Source organism: Erwinia sp. PME.40.26/001, from assembly GCF_055556675.1.
The window spans coordinates 415,829-432,954 of sequence record NZ_JBVHNP010000003.1; the positions used below are offsets into that span (position 1 = coordinate 415,829).

15 protein-coding genes are annotated in these 17,126 nt (G+C 54.1%); 5 read left to right on the forward strand and 10 right to left on the reverse strand.

Annotated features, from left to right (window positions below; genetic code table 11):
* Positions 1 to 1,928, forward strand: a 1,928-nt coding sequence (locus ACZ3HG_RS12355; protein WP_465332957.1) for an FKBP-type peptidyl-prolyl cis-trans isomerase N-terminal domain-containing protein, incomplete at its 5' end; no start/stop codon positions are given.
* Positions 1,929 to 2,049: 121 nt separating this feature from the next.
* Here the strand turns inward: ACZ3HG_RS12355 and ACZ3HG_RS12360 are convergent.
* Positions 2,050 to 2,325, reverse strand: a complete 276-nt coding sequence (locus tag ACZ3HG_RS12360) for a FaeA/PapI family transcriptional regulator (protein ID WP_465332958.1) — start codon at positions 2,323 to 2,325, stop codon at positions 2,050 to 2,052.
* 369 nt (positions 2,326 to 2,694) lie between these two features.
* Here ACZ3HG_RS12360 and ACZ3HG_RS12365 point away from each other — a divergent pair, with 369 nt between their 5' ends.
* Together ACZ3HG_RS12365 and ACZ3HG_RS12370 are read left to right on the forward strand one after the other, a co-directional pair.
* On the forward strand, positions 2,695 to 3,480 hold the full coding sequence (locus ACZ3HG_RS12365) for a winged helix-turn-helix domain-containing protein (RefSeq protein WP_465332959.1): 786 nt from the start codon (positions 2,695 to 2,697) through the stop codon (positions 3,478 to 3,480).
* Between the two features lie 179 nt (positions 3,481 to 3,659).
* Positions 3,660 to 3,968, forward strand: a complete 309-nt coding sequence (locus ACZ3HG_RS12370) for a hypothetical protein (RefSeq protein WP_191935219.1) — start codon at positions 3,660 to 3,662, stop codon at positions 3,966 to 3,968.
* A 65-nt stretch (positions 3,969 to 4,033) separates the two neighbouring features.
* Here the strand turns inward: ACZ3HG_RS12370 and ACZ3HG_RS12375 are convergent, their stop codons facing one another.
* The 5 genes from ACZ3HG_RS12375 to ACZ3HG_RS12395 form a co-directional block, all read right to left on the reverse strand.
* The gene (locus ACZ3HG_RS12375) at positions 4,034 to 5,101 is read right to left on the reverse strand and encodes a sugar ABC transporter substrate-binding protein (protein WP_191935220.1); all 1,068 of its coding nucleotides are present in this window, start codon (positions 5,099 to 5,101) and stop codon (positions 4,034 to 4,036) included.
* 22 nt (positions 5,102 to 5,123) lie between these two features.
* Positions 5,124 to 6,128, reverse strand: a complete 1,005-nt coding sequence (locus ACZ3HG_RS12380) for an ABC transporter permease (protein WP_191935221.1) — start codon at positions 6,126 to 6,128, stop codon at positions 5,124 to 5,126.
* Entirely contained in the window at positions 6,125 to 7,630 is a 1,506-nt protein-coding gene (locus ACZ3HG_RS12385) for a sugar ABC transporter ATP-binding protein (protein ID WP_465332960.1), read from the reverse strand. Before ACZ3HG_RS12385 ends, ACZ3HG_RS12380 begins: the two co-directional genes overlap by 4 nt.
* Positions 7,631 to 7,961: 331 nt before the next feature.
* Complete coding sequence (gene sodA / locus ACZ3HG_RS12390; protein ID WP_062744050.1) at positions 7,962 to 8,579, reverse strand: superoxide dismutase [Mn]; 618 nt, start codon at positions 8,577 to 8,579, stop codon at positions 7,962 to 7,964.
* Between the two features lie 263 nt (positions 8,580 to 8,842).
* Positions 8,843 to 10,183, reverse strand: a complete 1,341-nt coding sequence (locus ACZ3HG_RS12395; RefSeq protein ID WP_191935223.1) for an aspartate aminotransferase family protein — start codon at positions 10,181 to 10,183, stop codon at positions 8,843 to 8,845.
* Between the two features lie 175 nt (positions 10,184 to 10,358).
* Here ACZ3HG_RS12395 and ACZ3HG_RS12400 point away from each other — a divergent pair, with 175 nt between their 5' ends.
* A complete protein-coding gene (locus ACZ3HG_RS12400) occupies positions 10,359 to 11,135 on the forward strand; it encodes a DeoR/GlpR family DNA-binding transcription regulator (RefSeq protein WP_465332961.1) in 777 nt (258 codons plus the stop codon).
* Here ACZ3HG_RS12400 and ACZ3HG_RS12405 read toward each other — a convergent pair.
* From ACZ3HG_RS12405 to fdhD, 4 genes are read right to left on the reverse strand one after another with little or no spacing between them, the layout of a single operon-like run.
* The gene (locus ACZ3HG_RS12405) at positions 11,132 to 11,314 is read right to left on the reverse strand and encodes a hypothetical protein (RefSeq protein WP_465332962.1); all 183 of its coding nucleotides are present in this window, start codon (positions 11,312 to 11,314) and stop codon (positions 11,132 to 11,134) included. The two genes, ACZ3HG_RS12400 and ACZ3HG_RS12405, sit on opposite strands and share 4 nt — an antisense overlap.
* Positions 11,311 to 11,715 (reverse strand): HNH endonuclease family protein, encoded by a 405-nt coding sequence (locus ACZ3HG_RS12410; protein ID WP_465332963.1) that lies wholly within the window; start codon positions 11,713 to 11,715, stop codon positions 11,311 to 11,313. The genes ACZ3HG_RS12405 and ACZ3HG_RS12410 overlap by 4 nt, the downstream gene beginning before the upstream one ends.
* Positions 11,716 to 11,727: 12 nt before the next feature.
* Positions 11,728 to 13,077, reverse strand: a complete 1,350-nt coding sequence (locus ACZ3HG_RS12415; RefSeq protein WP_465332964.1) for an AAA family ATPase — start codon at positions 13,075 to 13,077, stop codon at positions 11,728 to 11,730.
* Between the two features lie 34 nt (positions 13,078 to 13,111).
* Positions 13,112 to 13,903 (reverse strand): formate dehydrogenase accessory sulfurtransferase FdhD, encoded by a 792-nt coding sequence (gene fdhD, locus ACZ3HG_RS12420; protein WP_244633749.1) that lies wholly within the window; start codon positions 13,901 to 13,903, stop codon positions 13,112 to 13,114.
* Positions 13,904 to 14,078: 175 nt separating this feature from the next.
* Here fdhD and fdnG point away from each other — a divergent pair, with 175 nt between their 5' ends.
* Positions 14,079 to 17,126, forward strand: coding sequence for a formate dehydrogenase-N subunit alpha (fdnG, locus tag ACZ3HG_RS12425; RefSeq protein WP_191937132.1), 3,048 nt, complete (start codon positions 14,079 to 14,081; stop codon positions 17,124 to 17,126).

Sequence of the window (17,126 nt, forward strand, 5' to 3'; positions counted from 1 at the left end):
CGTTTGCTGAAGAAACCCAGCAGCTGCAGGCACTGAAAACGAAGCTTCAGGAAGCCCGGCTCACGGAAACCGCCCTGAGTGACCAACTGAAGACCCTCAGCGACGGTAAAAACAGCACCGTCGGCGCGCGCGAAGCTGCACTGCAGCAGCAGATTGCGGCGCTTGAAGAGCGCCTGTCCGCACGCGGTAAAGAGGCTGAGAACGCCACCGCAGAAAGGGATAGCCTGCAGTCCTCACTCCAGGCCCTGACCGCGAAACGTGCCGCTGAACAGCAGACGTTTGCTGAAGAAACCCAGCAGCTGCAGGCACTGAAAACGAAGCTTCAGGAAGCCCGGCTCACGGAAACCGCCCTGCGTGACCAGCTCAAAACTCTCAGCGACAGCAAAACCAGTACCGTCGACGCGCAAGCTGCACTGCAGCAGCAGATTGCGGCGCTTGAAGAGCGCCTGTCCGCACGCGGTAAAGAGGCCGATAACGCCACCGCAGAAAGGGATCGCCTGCAGTCCTCACTCCAGGCCCTGACCGCGAAACGTGCCGCTGAACAGCAGGCGTTTGCTGAAGAAACCCAGCAGCTGCAGGCACTGAAAACGAAGCTTCAGGAAGCCCGGCTCACAGAAACCGCCCTGCGTGACCAACTGAAGACCCTCAGCGACAGCAAAACCAGCACCGCCAGCGCGCGCGAAGCTGCACTGCAACAGCAGATTGCGACGCTTGAAGAGCGTCTGTCCGCCCGGAGTAAAGCAGTCGATAGTGCCACCGAAGAAAGAGATTCCCTACAGTCTTCACTGCAAGCGCTGACGGCAAAAAATACGGGCGATCAGCAGACATTTGCTGATGAAAAACAGCAGCTGCTGAAAAAGATAGCCGGAGACCGTTCGGCTGCCGATGCACAGCAGGTGGCACTTCAGCAGCAGTTGGAGCAATTAAAACAACAGCTCAACGATGCGCAACAGTCTAAAACCGCGCTGGAGAGTGATAAAGTGAAACTGCAGGCGCAGCTCACCACCCGTCCGACGCCTGAGCAGCTGGCAGAGAGCCAGCTGGTCGCGAAGTCACTTCAGTCAAAACTGGATCAAATCGATCTCTATGGTGCAGCAAAACCTGATGCACCGGTCACGGTTGCGGCGGTCGACAAAGACAAACAAAAAGCGCTAGAGCAGATGCAAGCGGAAAAACTGGCTGCGCTACAGGCGAAACTGGACGATGCACTAGCGAAACTCGCCGCGAGCGAAAAACAGCAGAAAGAGGTGAAGCCCGGAAATTCGCTGCCCGCTCTCACCCCGGAAAAACTGAATAAAAAAGAGTCCCGCGAGGCTTATGCTATCGGTATGTCTCTCGGGGATGAAATTTTGCAGATGCAGGCAGAAAATCGGAACTGGGGCACGTCGAGCGATCAGACTATCGTCCTTGCAGGAATAGTGGATGCTTTCAAGGGGCAGGCAAAACTTTCCACTGACGTGTTAAGGAAAACATTAAAAGAAGTCAGCAGTCGTGTTGAGAAAGATCAGAAATCACTGACAACTAAATTAGATAAAGCAACAAAAGCGTATTTGCAGCGCTTTACCAAAATGAAAGGCACACACAAGTCACCTTCCGGATTCTGGTACAACATTAGTTATATCGGGGATACTCCCCTGCCGAAAAATGCCGCGCTGGACGTTGTGGTCAAAGAGAGTCTGACAAACGGGGATGTCATTACCGATATGGATACCAGCGGAATGGTGCTGACTCAGCCGCTGGCCGATTATCCTCCCGTCTTTAGTGAAGCATTAAGCAAACTGAAAAACCATGGGTCTATCACTATAGTCGTTCCGCCTGAGCTGGCCTACAAGGACCGGGGACTGCCACCGAAGATCCCCCCCAATGCCACCATGGTTTACAACCTCAGGATTGCAGAATCCTATCCACCAGGAAAGAGTGTGAAATAGCCCTTATGCGCAACCGGTTCCGGCGGGATATCTAAAACCCGGGGAAGGCATTAACGATGAATCCGGTCTTAAAAAAAGGCGTACCCTGAAAAAGGGTACGCCGACAGTAAGCACAACCTCATCACAATCTAAAATTTTCTGTTTTATTCCAAAAAAGACCTTTACTTTTTTCTTTTTTCACAGAGGTGATAACACCCTCTTTTTCCAGCTTAATCAATATATGCCTGGCATTATAAATGCTTAATTCAGACCGGTTAGCAACGTCTCTGGTGGTGGCTGATACCGATAAAGAAGAGTTTGCCGTACTATTTTCTTCAAAAAAGTCATTCAGGGCTGTAATCACTTTATCCACAACGGCTTTCCGTTGAACGCTCTTCTTCATGAATTTACTCATCATCTTTCTCCTTTAGGTATGTCCGGCTCCTGCCGTTTTAAAGTATAAAAAAAAGTCCTGCAAAATCAAAGCAACGCCATGATAGTACGCATAGGCCAAAAACAAAACTTAATATCAATTATTAAATAATTGCAATATTAAATACTATTAATAAACACATAAACAGATTAAAAAACTAAAATGTAAATCCTTCACGACTAGTGTTAAGCGTTACCCCTGCAACAATTAATCTTATCTTGAAATTAATAATAAAAAGTAAACATGAGCGAGCAATAACAGCCTACACATCTGCTCATCCTGCAACCATTGACAGGGAAGCTCAGGATTAAGATAATCAAAAGGCAAACAATGGAATCTTAATGAAAAATAAAAATGGACTATTTTATTAATCAGATCATCCATTTCGATACAGTTAATGGATTACTGAAACTGATAGATAATCACGATTCCACGGTGCAACTGCCCAGGCCGAGCTCGAGACTTTTAACTGAATTGATTACACGTTCAGGTAAAACTATAACACGTGAAGACTTACTCAAATCAGTCTGGGAAGATCACGGACTACGGCCATCAGGAAGTAATTTAAGCAATCATATAAGCTTTCTGAGAAAAACATTTTCGCAGCTTGGTATTAATGAAAACATTATCATTACCGTCCCTAAAAAGGGGTTTCGTCTGGAGGCAGAGATTTCGCTTACCCGGAGGGAACCTGCACGAAACAATAATGTTATTATTCTTTTCAGTAAAATAATTAACATTATTTCCTCACCACTGCACCGGAGAAAAAACTTAACATTCACCATTAAAAGAAGTTTGTTAGCCTGTCTGGTAGCCGTCTTCTTAATTTTACTCTTCTTTACGGTGAAAAATTATCCGTTCAGTGCAAAAATGAGAAAAGCAGATTTTATCGGTACGTGCCAGATAATTGACTTATCAGAAGAGCCGCACAGCTTTAGAGAAGAAAAAATAAAGTCATTAACGTTATTTATCAAAGAACAGAAAATAGACTGTCGCAGACGTCACAGTACTATCCACTTTAAGTTTGTAAATTTCTTTCCGCGAAAAGATTTCGATCAGAAGGTCATTTTTATCACCCAGTGTTATCAGAGCAGTCACCAAAAACTTACGCACTGTGAAAATTACTTTCAGCAACAATAAAAAATATGAAAAATATTCTTCTGACCAGTGGAGCTATCCTTTTTTTAATATTCTTTTATTTCATCAGCTTAACCCGGGGTAAAACGGATTTAGATAAGCCTCAGCTGACTATTTCCTGCAAAGGCAATGTGCATTTTGATCTGGAAAAACCGGATTCGAGGGTCATCATGGAGGGAAGTGTGAGTCTGACAACGCTTGGCAGTAAGCGCCTTGCCATCGGGTTCACCGGGCAGCTCATCACGGGGGAAGGGCGTTTTACGCTCAGCAGGACGCTGATGATGAACTCGCGCTATCATCCGGAAAATCACGTTATGGAGGTGGATTACGCCAGCACCATCGTCAGAGATATTGATACCGCCCCTGACACGGTGTTCTATCATGCGCTCATAACGAGTAATGCCTTTATCCTCAGGCTCACGCAGTTCAGCGACAATGCACTGCTGGTCTCCGAAGGCACCACGCCGCTGTATGTCTGTCTTGCACGATGAGCAGACAATAAACGGCCTGCCAGGGATAGGGGCAGGCCGTTCGCTTTCGTCAGATGCGGAGGTCCCTACTTCTTCGCGTACTTCGCTTCCAGGGTAGCAAACCACGGTGCCACGAAGTCACTGGACGTGCCCCAGCCCGGAATGATTTTATTCAGATTAGCCACGTTTACGGCCCCGCTCTGCGCGGCCAGCTGCGCCTGCGAGATGGCAGAGGCGGTAAACTGATAGGTAGCCGGAGTGCTTTCACCCCCAATCTTGTTCGCCACCAGACGCATATTAGTCGCCCCAATCAGCTTGCTGTCGACAGCCACGGTCTGTTTCCACGGGCTGTTTTTCTCATGCATCAGCTGCAGATCCTGGTTGGACACGTCGATGCTGTACAGCTTAATCTCGGTACGACCATTTTCCTGCAGGGCCTTATACGCGCCCTGAGCAAAGGCATCCCATGAACCCCAGATGGCATCAATCTTGCCTTTCGGGTATTTCGCCAGGATAGCGCCGATCTTATTCGCCGTATCCCCCTGCACGTCAGAGGAAACCGCGCCGATGGATTCCAACTGATGGATGCCCGGATTCGCTTTCAGGACTTTCTCATACACTACCTGGCGGCGCTCCATAGCAGGGAAACCCGCGACCCAAAGCTTGACGATATTGGCTTTACCGTGGGTGTCCTTCACCAGCTGATCGAGCGAGAGCTGCGCCAGCGACGCATCGTCCTGCGCGGTCACGGTCACCCCCTCAATCGTTTTATTCACCGGCGTATCGAACACCGAGACTTTAATACCGGCGTCGGTAATACGTTTCACCAGATCGGTAGCGTAGGGATCTTTGCCGTGTGACAGGATGATGCCATCATATTTCTGGCTGATGGCCTGATTAACAAAATCCTGGAAACGCGCATCGTCACCGTTGCTGAGGAAGGTACTGACTTTAAAGCCCAGCTTGCGTCCTTCCTGAATGGCACCGGCCACAAACTGTGTGGTGTTATCGTCAGACCCGAGATTGCGGATCACCGCAATTCGTACCGGGCCTTCATGGTTGGCAATAGCCGCCGGCACGTCTGTGTCCGCAGCAAAAGCAGGTACTGTCGTCAGCAGGCTCAGAGCCAGCAGCGATGTGGTGATTTTTTTCATTATAATTACCCTGTCTGAAAAGTTACGCCTCACGGCGCTGAACGTAAGTTATTGCCAGCGCCACCGCCAGCACCAGGCCTTTAATAATGTCCATCGCGTAATACGGTACGGACAGCATCACCAGGCCATTTTGTAATACCCCCAGGATCACGGCACCCAGCAGTGTGCCCAGCGCGTTGGGTTTTCCCGCTCCCGCCAGCGACAGGCCAATCCAGGCCGCTGCCACCGCATCCATCAAATACCCGCCACCGGCGTTTACCTGTGAAGAACCAATACGCGACGCCAGCAGAATACCGCCCAGCCCCGCCAGCAGCGCAGAGATCACGTAAGCCAGCACGCGATAGCGCGTGGTGCGGATGCCCGACAGCCTCGCCGCTTCCGGGTTACCGCCAATGGCATACATCCGGCGGCCATGCTTGGTCAGCGACAGCAGCAACTGTGCCACCACCGTCACCGCGAGCATCACGATGACAATAATCGGCACCTGGCCGAGCAGTGAGAACACTGCGGGGATTGTGCCTTCCGCCATATCTCCGCTCGGCAGAACCATATTTTCGGTAATTGAGCCGCCAAAGCTGTAGGTCATCGCCACGCCCTGCACCACAAACAGGCTGGCAAGGGTCGCCAGCATGTCAGGGATTTTCAGGACGACGATCATAAAGGCGTTAAACAACCCGACCAGCGTACAAAGCAGCAGCGTCAGAGCGATAGCCTGGGTCGGACCGAAGCCGTACCAGACGAATAGCGAGATCACCAGCGAGTTCGCCAGCGAAGCTGTAGAGCCCACTGACAGGTCAAAACCACCGATCGTCAGCGAGATCGACACGCCAATGGCAATGACAGTGACAATGGCAATGGAGCGCAAAATATTGATGATATTGGTCGGTTCAAGGAAGCTGTCCGAGGCCAGGCCAAAGCCGGCGATCAGCGCGACGACCGTCAGCAACATTCCCCACTTATAGAGAAAATCAAACAGCTGGTGTCTGACGGTCGGTGCCGCCTTCAGGGAAATTTCTTTGCTGCTCACGCAGGCGTTCCTCCGGTGGAATATAATAAAAGTGTCTCTTCATCAACGTCACTGGCCGCCATTTCCGCCACAATGCGTCCGTCCCACAGCACGCAGATACGGTCACACAGGCCAACCAGTTCAGAAAATTCGCCGGAGGCATAAATCACCCCTTTTCCCTGGCGGGCCAGCCCGTCGATCAGATCGAACAGGTCAGTTTTGGCCTTGATATCCACGCCTTTGGTCGGTTCATCAAAAATCAGTACGTCAGCGTTGTTACGCAGCCATTTACCAATCGCCACCTTTTGCTGATTTCCTCCCGACAGGCGGCGCAGTATCTGCCGGGGACCGGTGGTGCGGATACCCAGTTTACCGATGACCTCTTCTGCCCAGCGCCATGCCTGACGATGGCCAAACAGACTCCAGCGCGAAAAGCTGTTATCGGCCGTCACGCTGAGATTCATCACCACGGACTCGTCAATAAAGATGCCTTCTTTGCGGCGCTCCTCCGGGATCAGCGCCATACGGTTGTCGACTGCCGCATGAGGCGATGACGGCTTCCACGGTTTACCGTGCAGTTCGCCCTGTTGAACCCGGCTTTTACTGGCACCGAACAGCGCTTTGCACAGTTCGGTTTTTCCCGCACCGGCCAGTCCGGCAATCCCGAGGATCTCGCCCTTACGCAGCGTCAGGGTGATATCTTTCAGCAGATGTTCATCATGCAGTCCGGCAATATGCAGCAGCGTCTCCTCACTGAACGGTGGACGCGGCGGGGGATAGATATCATCAAGCTGGTGCCCGAGCATCTTCTCGACGATCTGTTCACCACTCAGCCCCTGCATCGGGCCGCTTTCAATCAGTTCACCGTCGCGCAGGACGGTCAGCCGGTCGCAAATTGCACTCAGCTCATTAATGCGGTGTGAAATAAACACCACGCCAATACCCTGCCCCTGCAGCTGACGAACCACAGCAAACAGCTTTTCACTTTCATGCTGGTCCAGCGGCGCAGTGGGCTCATCAAGGATCAGAAAACGACAGTGATGTGACAGAGCTCGGGCCAGCAAAATCTGCTGTTTTTCCGCCAGCGTGCATTGCTCCACTTTGCGCCTGACGTCTATCTGCACATCCAGCTGCGCCAGCAGTGCCCGCGCCTGACGGCGCATTTCGCCCCAGCGATAGAGCTGTCCCCCTTCCGCCAGCCGATCCAGCATGATGTTTTCTGCCACCGTCAGGCCGGCGACCAGCGCCACATCGACTTCCTGTTGTACCAGGTGAATCCCCAGCTGTTTGGCATCGCGCGGGGAACGGATACTCACTGGCTGACCGTCCAGCAGGATCTCGCCGCTGTAATGATCGTAAGCGCCCGACAGTACCGCCATTAGCGTCGATTTTCCGGCACCGTTGGCACCGGTAAGGGCATGAATGGAATGCCCGTCCAGCGTCAGGTCAACGGACTTAAGCGCCGCAAAACCGCCAAAAGCGATGGAGATCTGGCGCATTTCAAGGCGATTTATCGCGGTCATGGGCGTGTTTTCTCAGGCTCAATAAATAAAGGGGTGCGCTGCATTTTTTAATGGATTGTCACGGCAGGCAACGACCGAAAGGGTATAAGCTAACACATAATAATATTAGCCATCCAGATGTCCAGACACTACAGGGGGAAGCGCTGGCCTCAGGAAGATAACCAGTAGAAAAGAGATGAGTTACAGCCAGATATAAGACAGTTATGCTGCCTGTCAGAAAGGTCTGCTGCCGCACGGGCATAAAAAAACCGGCGAACAGGTCGCCGGTTTATCAGAACAGGGGCGGTTTGCAGGGGCAGACCTCTTTTAGGGTCTGCCCGCCCGCTGAGGATTACTTAGCCGCTTTAAAGTTCTCGGCAGCCACATCCCAGTTAACCACGTCCCAGAACGCCTTAATGTAGTCAGGGCGTTTGTTCTGGTATTTCAGGTAGTAGGCGTGTTCCCACACGTCCAGGCCGATGATCGGAGTACCGGATGCGCCAGAAATCGCTTCGCCCATCAGCGGGCTGTCCTGGTTTGCGGTTGAGACAACCGCCAGCTTGTCGCCTTTTTTAACCAGCCACGCCCAGCCAGAACCGAAACGGGTCGTGGCCGCTTTTTCGAATTCTGCTTTGAACGCATCAACGCTGCCGAAATCTTTCTCGATGGCTGCTTTCAGGTCGCCGCCCAGAGAGGTGCCGGTTTTCAGGCCTTTCCAGAAGAAGCTATGGTTAGCATGACCGCCCGCGTTGTTACGCAGTGGGCCTTTTTTGTCCGCAGGCAGCTGATCCAGTTTTGCGATCAGTTCTTCCACCGGCAGGTTGGCAAACTCAGTGCCTTCCAGCGCAGCGTTTGCGTTGTTCACATAAGCCTGATGGTGCTTAGTGTGGTGAATTTCCATGGTCTGCTTGTCAAAATGCGGTTCCAGTGCGTCATACGCATAAGGCAGGGATGGCAGTGAATAACTCATGTTCATCGTCTCCATTCAGATTATGGGCGGCGCTCGCTGTTCAGCACCGCGTAAGCAGTCGGATCATTATAGTTAAATAAATGATCGGGAAAAGGGTTATCAATGCCCCGACGTTGATAAGGTTATACAGCAAGCCCGGCAGGAACGGGTGGTTATATCCAATCCCTTTCAGGTTACAACTAAATGATCTAAGGGATTATTCACTTCATCGCGGAATGAAACGACCAGCCGGGGCCATCCTTTTTTCCGATCGGCCCGGCATGTTAACGCCCCAGCGCCGCCAGTGATTTGTCCAGTGCCCCCACCAGCCAGTCGATATCACTCTCCTGAAACGCCAGCGGCGGGCGCAGTTTCAGCACGTTGCCATGCGGACCTGCCACGGAGGTCAGTACGTGATTTTCGCGCAGCATCTCGGTGACATCCAGCGCCAGCTGCTTATCCGGGATTTTACTGGATTTATCTTTCACCAGTTCGAACCCGATAAACAGACCGGCCCCGCGCACATCACCCACGCACGCATATTTCTCTTTCAGCGTCGACAGTTCCGCCAGCAGTTTCGCCCCCACCACACGGCTGTGTTCCTGTAGCCCCTCAGCGTTAATCACGTCCAGTACCGCCTGCGCGGCGGCCATCGCCACCGGATTCCCGCCGAAGGTGTTGAAGTACGGAATATCATCGCTGAAGGCGGCCAGCACGTTGCTTTTTGCCAGCAGGCCGGAAACCGGGATGCCGTTGCCCATTGGCTTGCCGGTAGTGATCACATCCGGTACCACGCCGTGGCGGGCAAAGCCCCAGAACGCCTCCCCCGTCCGGGCAAAGCCCGGCTGCACTTCATCGGCAATAAAGATGCCGCCATTCTTATGCACCACGTCGATCGCCTGGCGAAGGAAACCTTTTGGTCCGGGCAGTACGCCGTCGGAGGAGAAGATCGAATCCGCAAGGAAACCGGCAAACTTGATGCCATGTGCGGCCATATCATCGATCTGCTGCTGAATTTCAGCGGCAAACCAGGCTCCGAGATCGGGGGCATCAACGCGGTAACGGTCCGGCGGTGACACCAGACGGGTGGTCGCGGCCAGCGGCTGTCCGCTGCCCAGCGCCGGAGACACGCCCGAGGTCAGGTCGCTGGTGCCGTGATAGGACTCCCGGGTGACGATAATCCCGGTCCCGCCGCTGAAGGCGCGCGCCACGCGGATCGCCAGGTCATTGGCCTCTGAACCGGTGCACATATACATGGCACGGTCGATCTCAGCCGGTGTAGTGGCTAACAGCTGTTCCGAGTAGTTGAGGATCGCTTCATGCAGGTAACGGGTATGGGTGTTCAGCTGCTGCATCTGCCGGTATACCGCATCCGTCACCGCAGGATGGCAGTGGCCAATGCTGGCAACGTTGTTATATACATCAAGATATTTATCCCCGGCAGCATCCCACAGATACTGGCCCTGACCGCGCACCAGATGTACCGGCTTGCGATAGAAGAGACGATAAGACTCGCCCAGCACCCTGCTGCGCTTGTCGGTCAGCTTGCGCACATCAGCGCTCAGGCCGTCGGCATGCTCGGCGCGGAAACTGTTGGTATCCATGATGGTTGAACGTGTAGCCATGATCACTCCCGTTGCTAAATTGAGGGTTGCCCGGTGGCAGTCAGCCATGTCTGATGCTCATCATGGCAATTTTTCGACTAAATGCAACAAAACACACAAGTACAACAAAATACACAGGCACAGTGGCACAGAGTCGGTTAGGCTATACCGCAGAGAGAGTCAGGGGATTGGGATCATGCTGCAGGAAACACGCTTACACCGCATTCGTGCGCTACTCAGTACGCTGGGTCAGGTCAGTACCGAGCGGATCATAAAAGAACTGGGGATCTCACGGGAGACCGCGCGCCGCGACATTATTGAGCTGGAAGCCCAGGGCCTGGCACGCCGTGTACACGGTGGTCTGATGGCACCGGGTACTATGCCTGAGCCCCCGCTGACGGTGCGCAGCGCCGTGATGGCAAAAGAGAAACGCGCCATCGCCCGCGCGGCGGCGCAGCTGCTGCAGTCCGGTCAGACAGTATTTCTTGATGCGGGCAGCACCACCACCATGCTGGCGGAAGAGTTACGCTCGATGTCCGGCCTGACGATTATCACCAACAGTCTCAACGCCGCATTAACGCTGTGCGCAGCGGAAGAACACGAGACGCTGAACAATCAGGTGATCCTGCTGGGCGGCAACATGCTGGCCGGAGCGAAGGAGACGCGTGGTGAGCTGACGGTGGGCGAAATTCACCGCTATCGCGCCGATGTGGCGCTGTTGTCCCCGGTGGCGCTGGACGCCAGGCAGGGTGCCAGCAGTTTTCAGCCGCACGAAGCGGCGATCGCCCGCACCATGCGCGAGCAGGCCGGACGGCTGATCGTACTGGCCGACCACACCAAACTCGGTCAAACCAGCCGCATCAGCTATGCCAGCCTGCAACAGATCAGCACGCTGGTGACCGACAGCGGCGCGGAAAGCCTTGCAGCATTTGACGCGCTGAAAGCAGTGTTGCCGCAGGTGGTGCTGGCTTAGATAGCAAGGAAATAGCGGTTAGGGAATTCATCAATATGTATATCATTGCCCACGGCAAGAAATTTTTTGAGTTCCCTGACTCTGGCCTGTTTCCTTAATGGTAGATTCAGTCCATAAAACTCAATGGTTTTTTCTGCCCGCCCCTGATCCGCAGCGCTGATTCCGGCGCAGGCTGTCATTCTCCGGTGCCATAATTACAAATAAAAAAATGTTCAAACTGATAGTTTTCTTCATCAGGCTTAAGCAGCAGATCATCATAACGTTCCAACTTGGCACTCTGGCATACGTCGCAACAGGGGAATAAATTACGCCACAGGAAAGCCTCTTGCGGGTAAGTGCTCTTCGGGCGAAAATGTTCTACCGTTTCGCGCCCTTCTGTCCCGACGAATCCGTCGCAGAACGCACAATGATGCTGCGTCATGGCGAGCAATGCCGTTCGCACATCCTGATAACAGGCCCTGGAATACCAGCTAAAAGCCGCCGCCGCATTCACTTCACGAGCGGTCATATAGCGATCGGTCCATTCCATAAATCTGGCAGCCAGACAAGGTGGCTGCGCAATACGTATCAGTTTTCTCATCCCTGATGATCCCTATCCTTTAATGCGGCGTGCGATCTGGCGCAGTTCCATTTCGATAATCAGTTCCAGCTCTTCCCCACGCTGACGAATGTTATCAGCAAGAGTCATCAGTGCGCTATCGTCAACAGGGTGCTTAAGATACGCGTCACGGACATGGTAAAAGTCGTTCAGCATTCCTTCGGTTTCCACATCAAACTGCTCGCTGACATCGAAGACTTCCTCAAGAATAAGCTGAACGCTTTTCCCCGCTGCAGAGGCCTCCGGGATAATGATTTCAGGCATCGACGGGTCAAGACACACGGTGCGTTGTGGGTCAGGCAGACGATAGACCCAGGCATCCTCAACGGAACCGACGACAAACGGCGAATGCGTGGAGACAAAGACCTGAGCATTAGGCAGCAGTTTCTGGACAGCAGGCAGGATACGGCGCTGCCATTTAGGATGAAGATGGATATCGATTTCATCCAGGAACAGAATAATGGGCTGAGAGAAAATATCGCGCTGCTCAACGAAGGGAATATCTTCCAGCCGCAGCGCCAGGTCAGCTACCCAGGAGATAATGGACTTCAGGCCTTCGGGCAGGGCATCAAATGACACCGCAATATCGTCTACATCCACAATCACTTCAAGCGGCATCCGCTTCAGACGAAAGTTGACGTTGAGTTGGCACACATCCTGGATAAAATCACTGATTGCCAGCAAAGCCGAATTATAACGTTTAACGTCCTCACTATCGTTATCTGCCTGCGCCAGTGCCGCTTTGGTACGATTATTAGCAATCCACTGCGCCAGAATGTCTGGGCGCACCGTTTTATCAAAGGAGAGGGCGTCTTCAAACGGTGAGTCGGTGATATTTTGTATGGCCTTGGCATTGAATTCACCCTGCGGAGAGCGATTGCCCGCATAGGCAAAAGCAGCAAACGGAAACACAGACTCTTTCAGACGATTATTTTTATCAAAGCGCCCATAATAAGTTTTAAAAACGCTGTCAGAATCGCTGCTCCAAAATGAACTTTGTCCCAAAAGCTTAAGGGGGTACAACCCGTCACTTGTCCGATCAAGAGGTGATGAATTTTCGACGCTATAACGCCCGTGCTCATGCAGAAAACTGAAATCAACGGTACTTTTATTATTGCGAAAACGTTTAAAGATTAGCGACTTATCCTCAGCCATCTCAAATATCGCCGCCATTGCATACAAAATAGTGCTTTTCCCGCAGCCATTCGGCCCGGTAAAAATATGAATCTCCGCTTTTGCAGCATCCTTTTCTACACTTTCGATCGGTGGAAAATCAAAATGCGTATGTTCAAAAACACCAATATCCCTGAGCGTTATGCTCTTCAGACGATAGGGCTGTCGCATAAGTCACATCCTCACTGTGCCAAGTTGCTCAATATTACACCAGCCGCTGCGGATGCGTATAGATCGTGGCGCGCCCCGGCTTACTGAAGCCTACCAGCGTCAGGTTGCAGCGTTCGGCGACCTCTACCGCCAGTTGCGTGGCGGCAGACACGGCAAACAGGATCTCCACGCCGCACATCGCGGACTTCTGCACCATCTCATAGCTGGCCCGGCTGGAGACCAGCACCGCGCCGGGTGCGGCCGGTGCCATGCTGCGCAGCCCCAGTAGCTTATCCAGCGCCACATGGCGGCCCACATCCTCACAGCCCAGACTAAGACGTCCCGCCGGCGTGACCCATGCGGCGGCATGAGTGCAGCCGGTAAGCTGACCCACCGGCTGGAAATCTTTCAGCTGACGCAGCGCGCTGTCGAGCTGGCTGAAATCAAAGCGCTGCGTAAACGGCAGCGGCTGAACCGGTTTACCGATCTCAGCCAGTTGCTCCACGCCGCAGACGCCGCAGCCGGTCCGTCCGGCCATCGCCCGGCGCTGCTCTTTGAGAGCCATAAAGCGGCGGCTCGACAGTTCAACCTGCACCTCAATCCCCTGACACCCCGGCACCACATCAATCCCGAAAATATCCGCGGGTGAGGCGATAATGCCTTCCGACAGAGAGAAGCCCGTGGCAAACGCCTCCAGGTCTTTCGGCGTCGCCATCATCACCACATGCGAGATACCGTTGTACACCAGTGCCACCGGCACCTCTTCTGCCAGCCAGTCCGGCCGGGGGGCGTCCAGCGCATCGCGCTGCCAGACCGCAATCTGGCGTAAGCCAGCGGCTGGGGGCAGGCTGTCCTCTGTTTTGTGCTGTTCGTCGCTCAATGAATCCCACTCGCCTCATCAACCACAATAATCCTGTGGTATTATTTCACATCGTAAACGCTAAAAAGCACCTGCGCTTATTGTGAACCTCTCATTTGAGCGGAGCAAAATAATTGACCACTGTCGAACCAGGAATGACGTGATGAAAGTCAGCAGAAGACGATTCTTTAAAATTTGTGCCGGAGGGATGGCAGGGACCACTGCCGCCGCTCTCGGCTTTACCCCCGGCGTTGCACTGGCAGAAAGCCGCCAGTACAAGCTGTTACGTGCCCGTGAAACCCGCAATACCTGTACCTACTGCTCGGTTGGCTGCGGCCTGCTGATGTACAGCATGGGTGATGGGGCAAAAAATGTGAAAGAGCGCATTTTCCATATTGAAGGGGACCCGGACCATCCGGTAAGCCGCGGGGCGCTGTGTCCGAAAGGGGCCGGGCTGCTCGACTTTATTCACAGCGAAAGCCGCCTGCAGTACCCGGAATATCGCGCTGCCGGAAGCGATAAATGGCAGCGTATCAGCTGGGATGATGCCTTTAACCGCATCGCCAGGCTGATGAAGGATGACCGCGACGCGCACTTTGTAGCACAGAATAAAGAGGGCGTGACCGTCAATCGCTGGCTCACTACCGGGATGCTCTGCGCCTCGGCTTCCAGTAATGAAACTGGCTACTTAACCCAGAAAATGACCCGGTCGCTCGGCATGCTTGCCGTCGACAACCAGGCACGCGTCTGACACGGACCGACGGTAGCAAGTCTTGCTCCAACGTTCGGTCGCGGTGCGATGACCAATCACTGGGTCGACATCCGCAATGCGAATCTGGTCGTCGTCATGGGGGGCAACGCCGCTGAAGCGCATCCGGTAGGATTCCGCTGGGCGATGGAAGCCAAAATCCATAACAACGCGAAACTGATCGTTATCGATCCGCGCTTTACGCGTACGGCATCGGTGGCGGATTTTTATACGCCCATTCGTTCCGGCACTGACATTACCTTCCTGTCTGGCGTGCTGCGCTATCTGCTTGAAAAAGGCAAAATTCAGCACCAGTACGTTTCGGCTTACACTAATGCCAGCCTGATCGTGCGGGAAGATTTCAGCTTCGATGACGGCCTGTTCAGTGGCTATGACCCTGAAACGCGCAGCTACGATAAAACCAGCTGGCACTATGAGCTGGATGAGCAGGGCTTTGCCCGACGCGACCCCACGCTCGCCCACCCACGCTGTGTCTATAACCTGCTGTCACACCACGTCAGCCGCTACACCGCGGAAGTGGTGGAAAATATCTGTGGTACCCCGCAAAAGGATTTCCTGCACGTCTGTGAACTGCTGGCCGACACCAGCGCACCGGACCGGACCGCCTCGTTCCTCTACGCACTTGGCTGGACGCAGCACTCCGTGGGGGCACAGAACATCCGCACTATGGCGATGATCCAGCTGCTGCTGGGCAATATGGGCATGGCGGGCGGCGGCATTAACGCGCTACGCGGCCACTCCAATATCCAGGGGCTGACCGATCTTGGCCTGCTGTCGCAGAGCCTGCCGGGCTACATGACGCTGCCCTCCGAAAAACAGGCCGATCTTGAGCACTATCTTGCTGCCAACACGCCAAAAGCGCTGCTGCCCGGCCAGGTCAACTACTGGAGCAACTATCCGAAGTTCTTTATCAGCATGATGAAGGCGTTCTATGGCGACCACGCCCGGCCGGAAAACAGCTGGGGATTCGACTGGCTGCCGAAGTGGGACAAAGGCTACGACGTGCTGCAGTATTTCGACATGATGCACCGGGGCGAGGTCAACGGCTACCTCTGCCAGGGCTTTAACCCGCTGGCGTCATTCCCACACAAGCAAAAGGTAGCGGAGTCGCTGGCGAAGCTGAAATTCCTCGTCACTATCGATCCGCTCACCACCGAAACGGCGAGTTTCTGGGAAAACCACGGCGAGTTCAACCGCGCCGATCCGTCACAAATCGGCACGGAAGTCTTCCGTCTGCCGTCCACCTGCTTTGCGGAAGAGAACGGCTCCATTGTCAACTCGGCGCGCTGGCTGCAGTGGCACTGGAAAGGAGCTGACGGACCGGGTGAAGCGCGAAATGACGGCGAGATTCTGGCCGGCATCTACCTCCGCCTGCGCGAGCTGTATGCCCGGGAGGGCGGTGCGCTACCAGAGGCGGTGCTGAACATGAGCTGGGATTATCAGACACCTGATGCGCCAGCATCAGAAGAAGTGGCGAGGGAAAGTAACGGCCGGGCGCTGAATGACCTGCGGGACGATCAGGGCGAAATTCTGGTGAAAAAAGGCCAGCAGCTGAGCAGCTTTGCCCAGCTGCGCAGCGATGGCAGCACCGCCAGCGGCTGCTGGATCTTCGCCGGAAGCTGGACTCCGGAAGGCAATCAGATGGCCCGACGCGATAACAGCGATCCTTCCGGGCTGGGGAATACCCCTGCCTGGAGCTGGGCGTGGCCGCTGAACCGCCGCATTCTCTACAATCGCGCCTCTGCCGACCCGCAGGGTAACCCCTGGGATCCGAAACGCCAGCTGCTGCACTGGGACGGCGCAAAATGGGCCGGTCAGGATATTCCCGACTATGGTACTGCGCCACCGGGCAGCGATGCCGGGCCGTTCATCATGCAGCCTGAAGGCATGGGGCGACTGTTTGCGCTGGATAAAATGGCGGAAGGGCCGTTCCCGGAGCATTACGAGCCGTTTGAAACGCCGATTGGCACTAACCCGCTGCATCCGTCGGTGATCTCCAATCCGGCAGCACGGGTGTTCACCGACGATCTTAATAACATGGGACAGGCACCGCAGTTCCCGTATGTCGGCACCACCTACCGGCTGACCGAGCATTTCCATTACTGGACCAAGCACGCGCGGCTGAACGCCATCGCCCAGCCGGAACAGTTTATTGAAATCGGGGAAGCGCTGGCGGGCAGGCTGGGCATCGGGCACGGCGATACGGTGAAGGTCAGTTCGAATCGCGGCTACATCAAAGCGAAAGCGGTGGTGACCAAACGCCTGCAGACGCTGACCGTGAATGGTAAACCGGTCGATACCATTGGCATTCCGATCCACTGGGGCTTCCTCGGCGCGGCGAAGAAGGGCTTCCTCGCTAATACGCTAACGCCTTTCGTCGGTGATGCCAATACGCAGACGCCAGAGTTCAAGGCGTTCCTGGTTAACGTGGAGAAGGTGTAA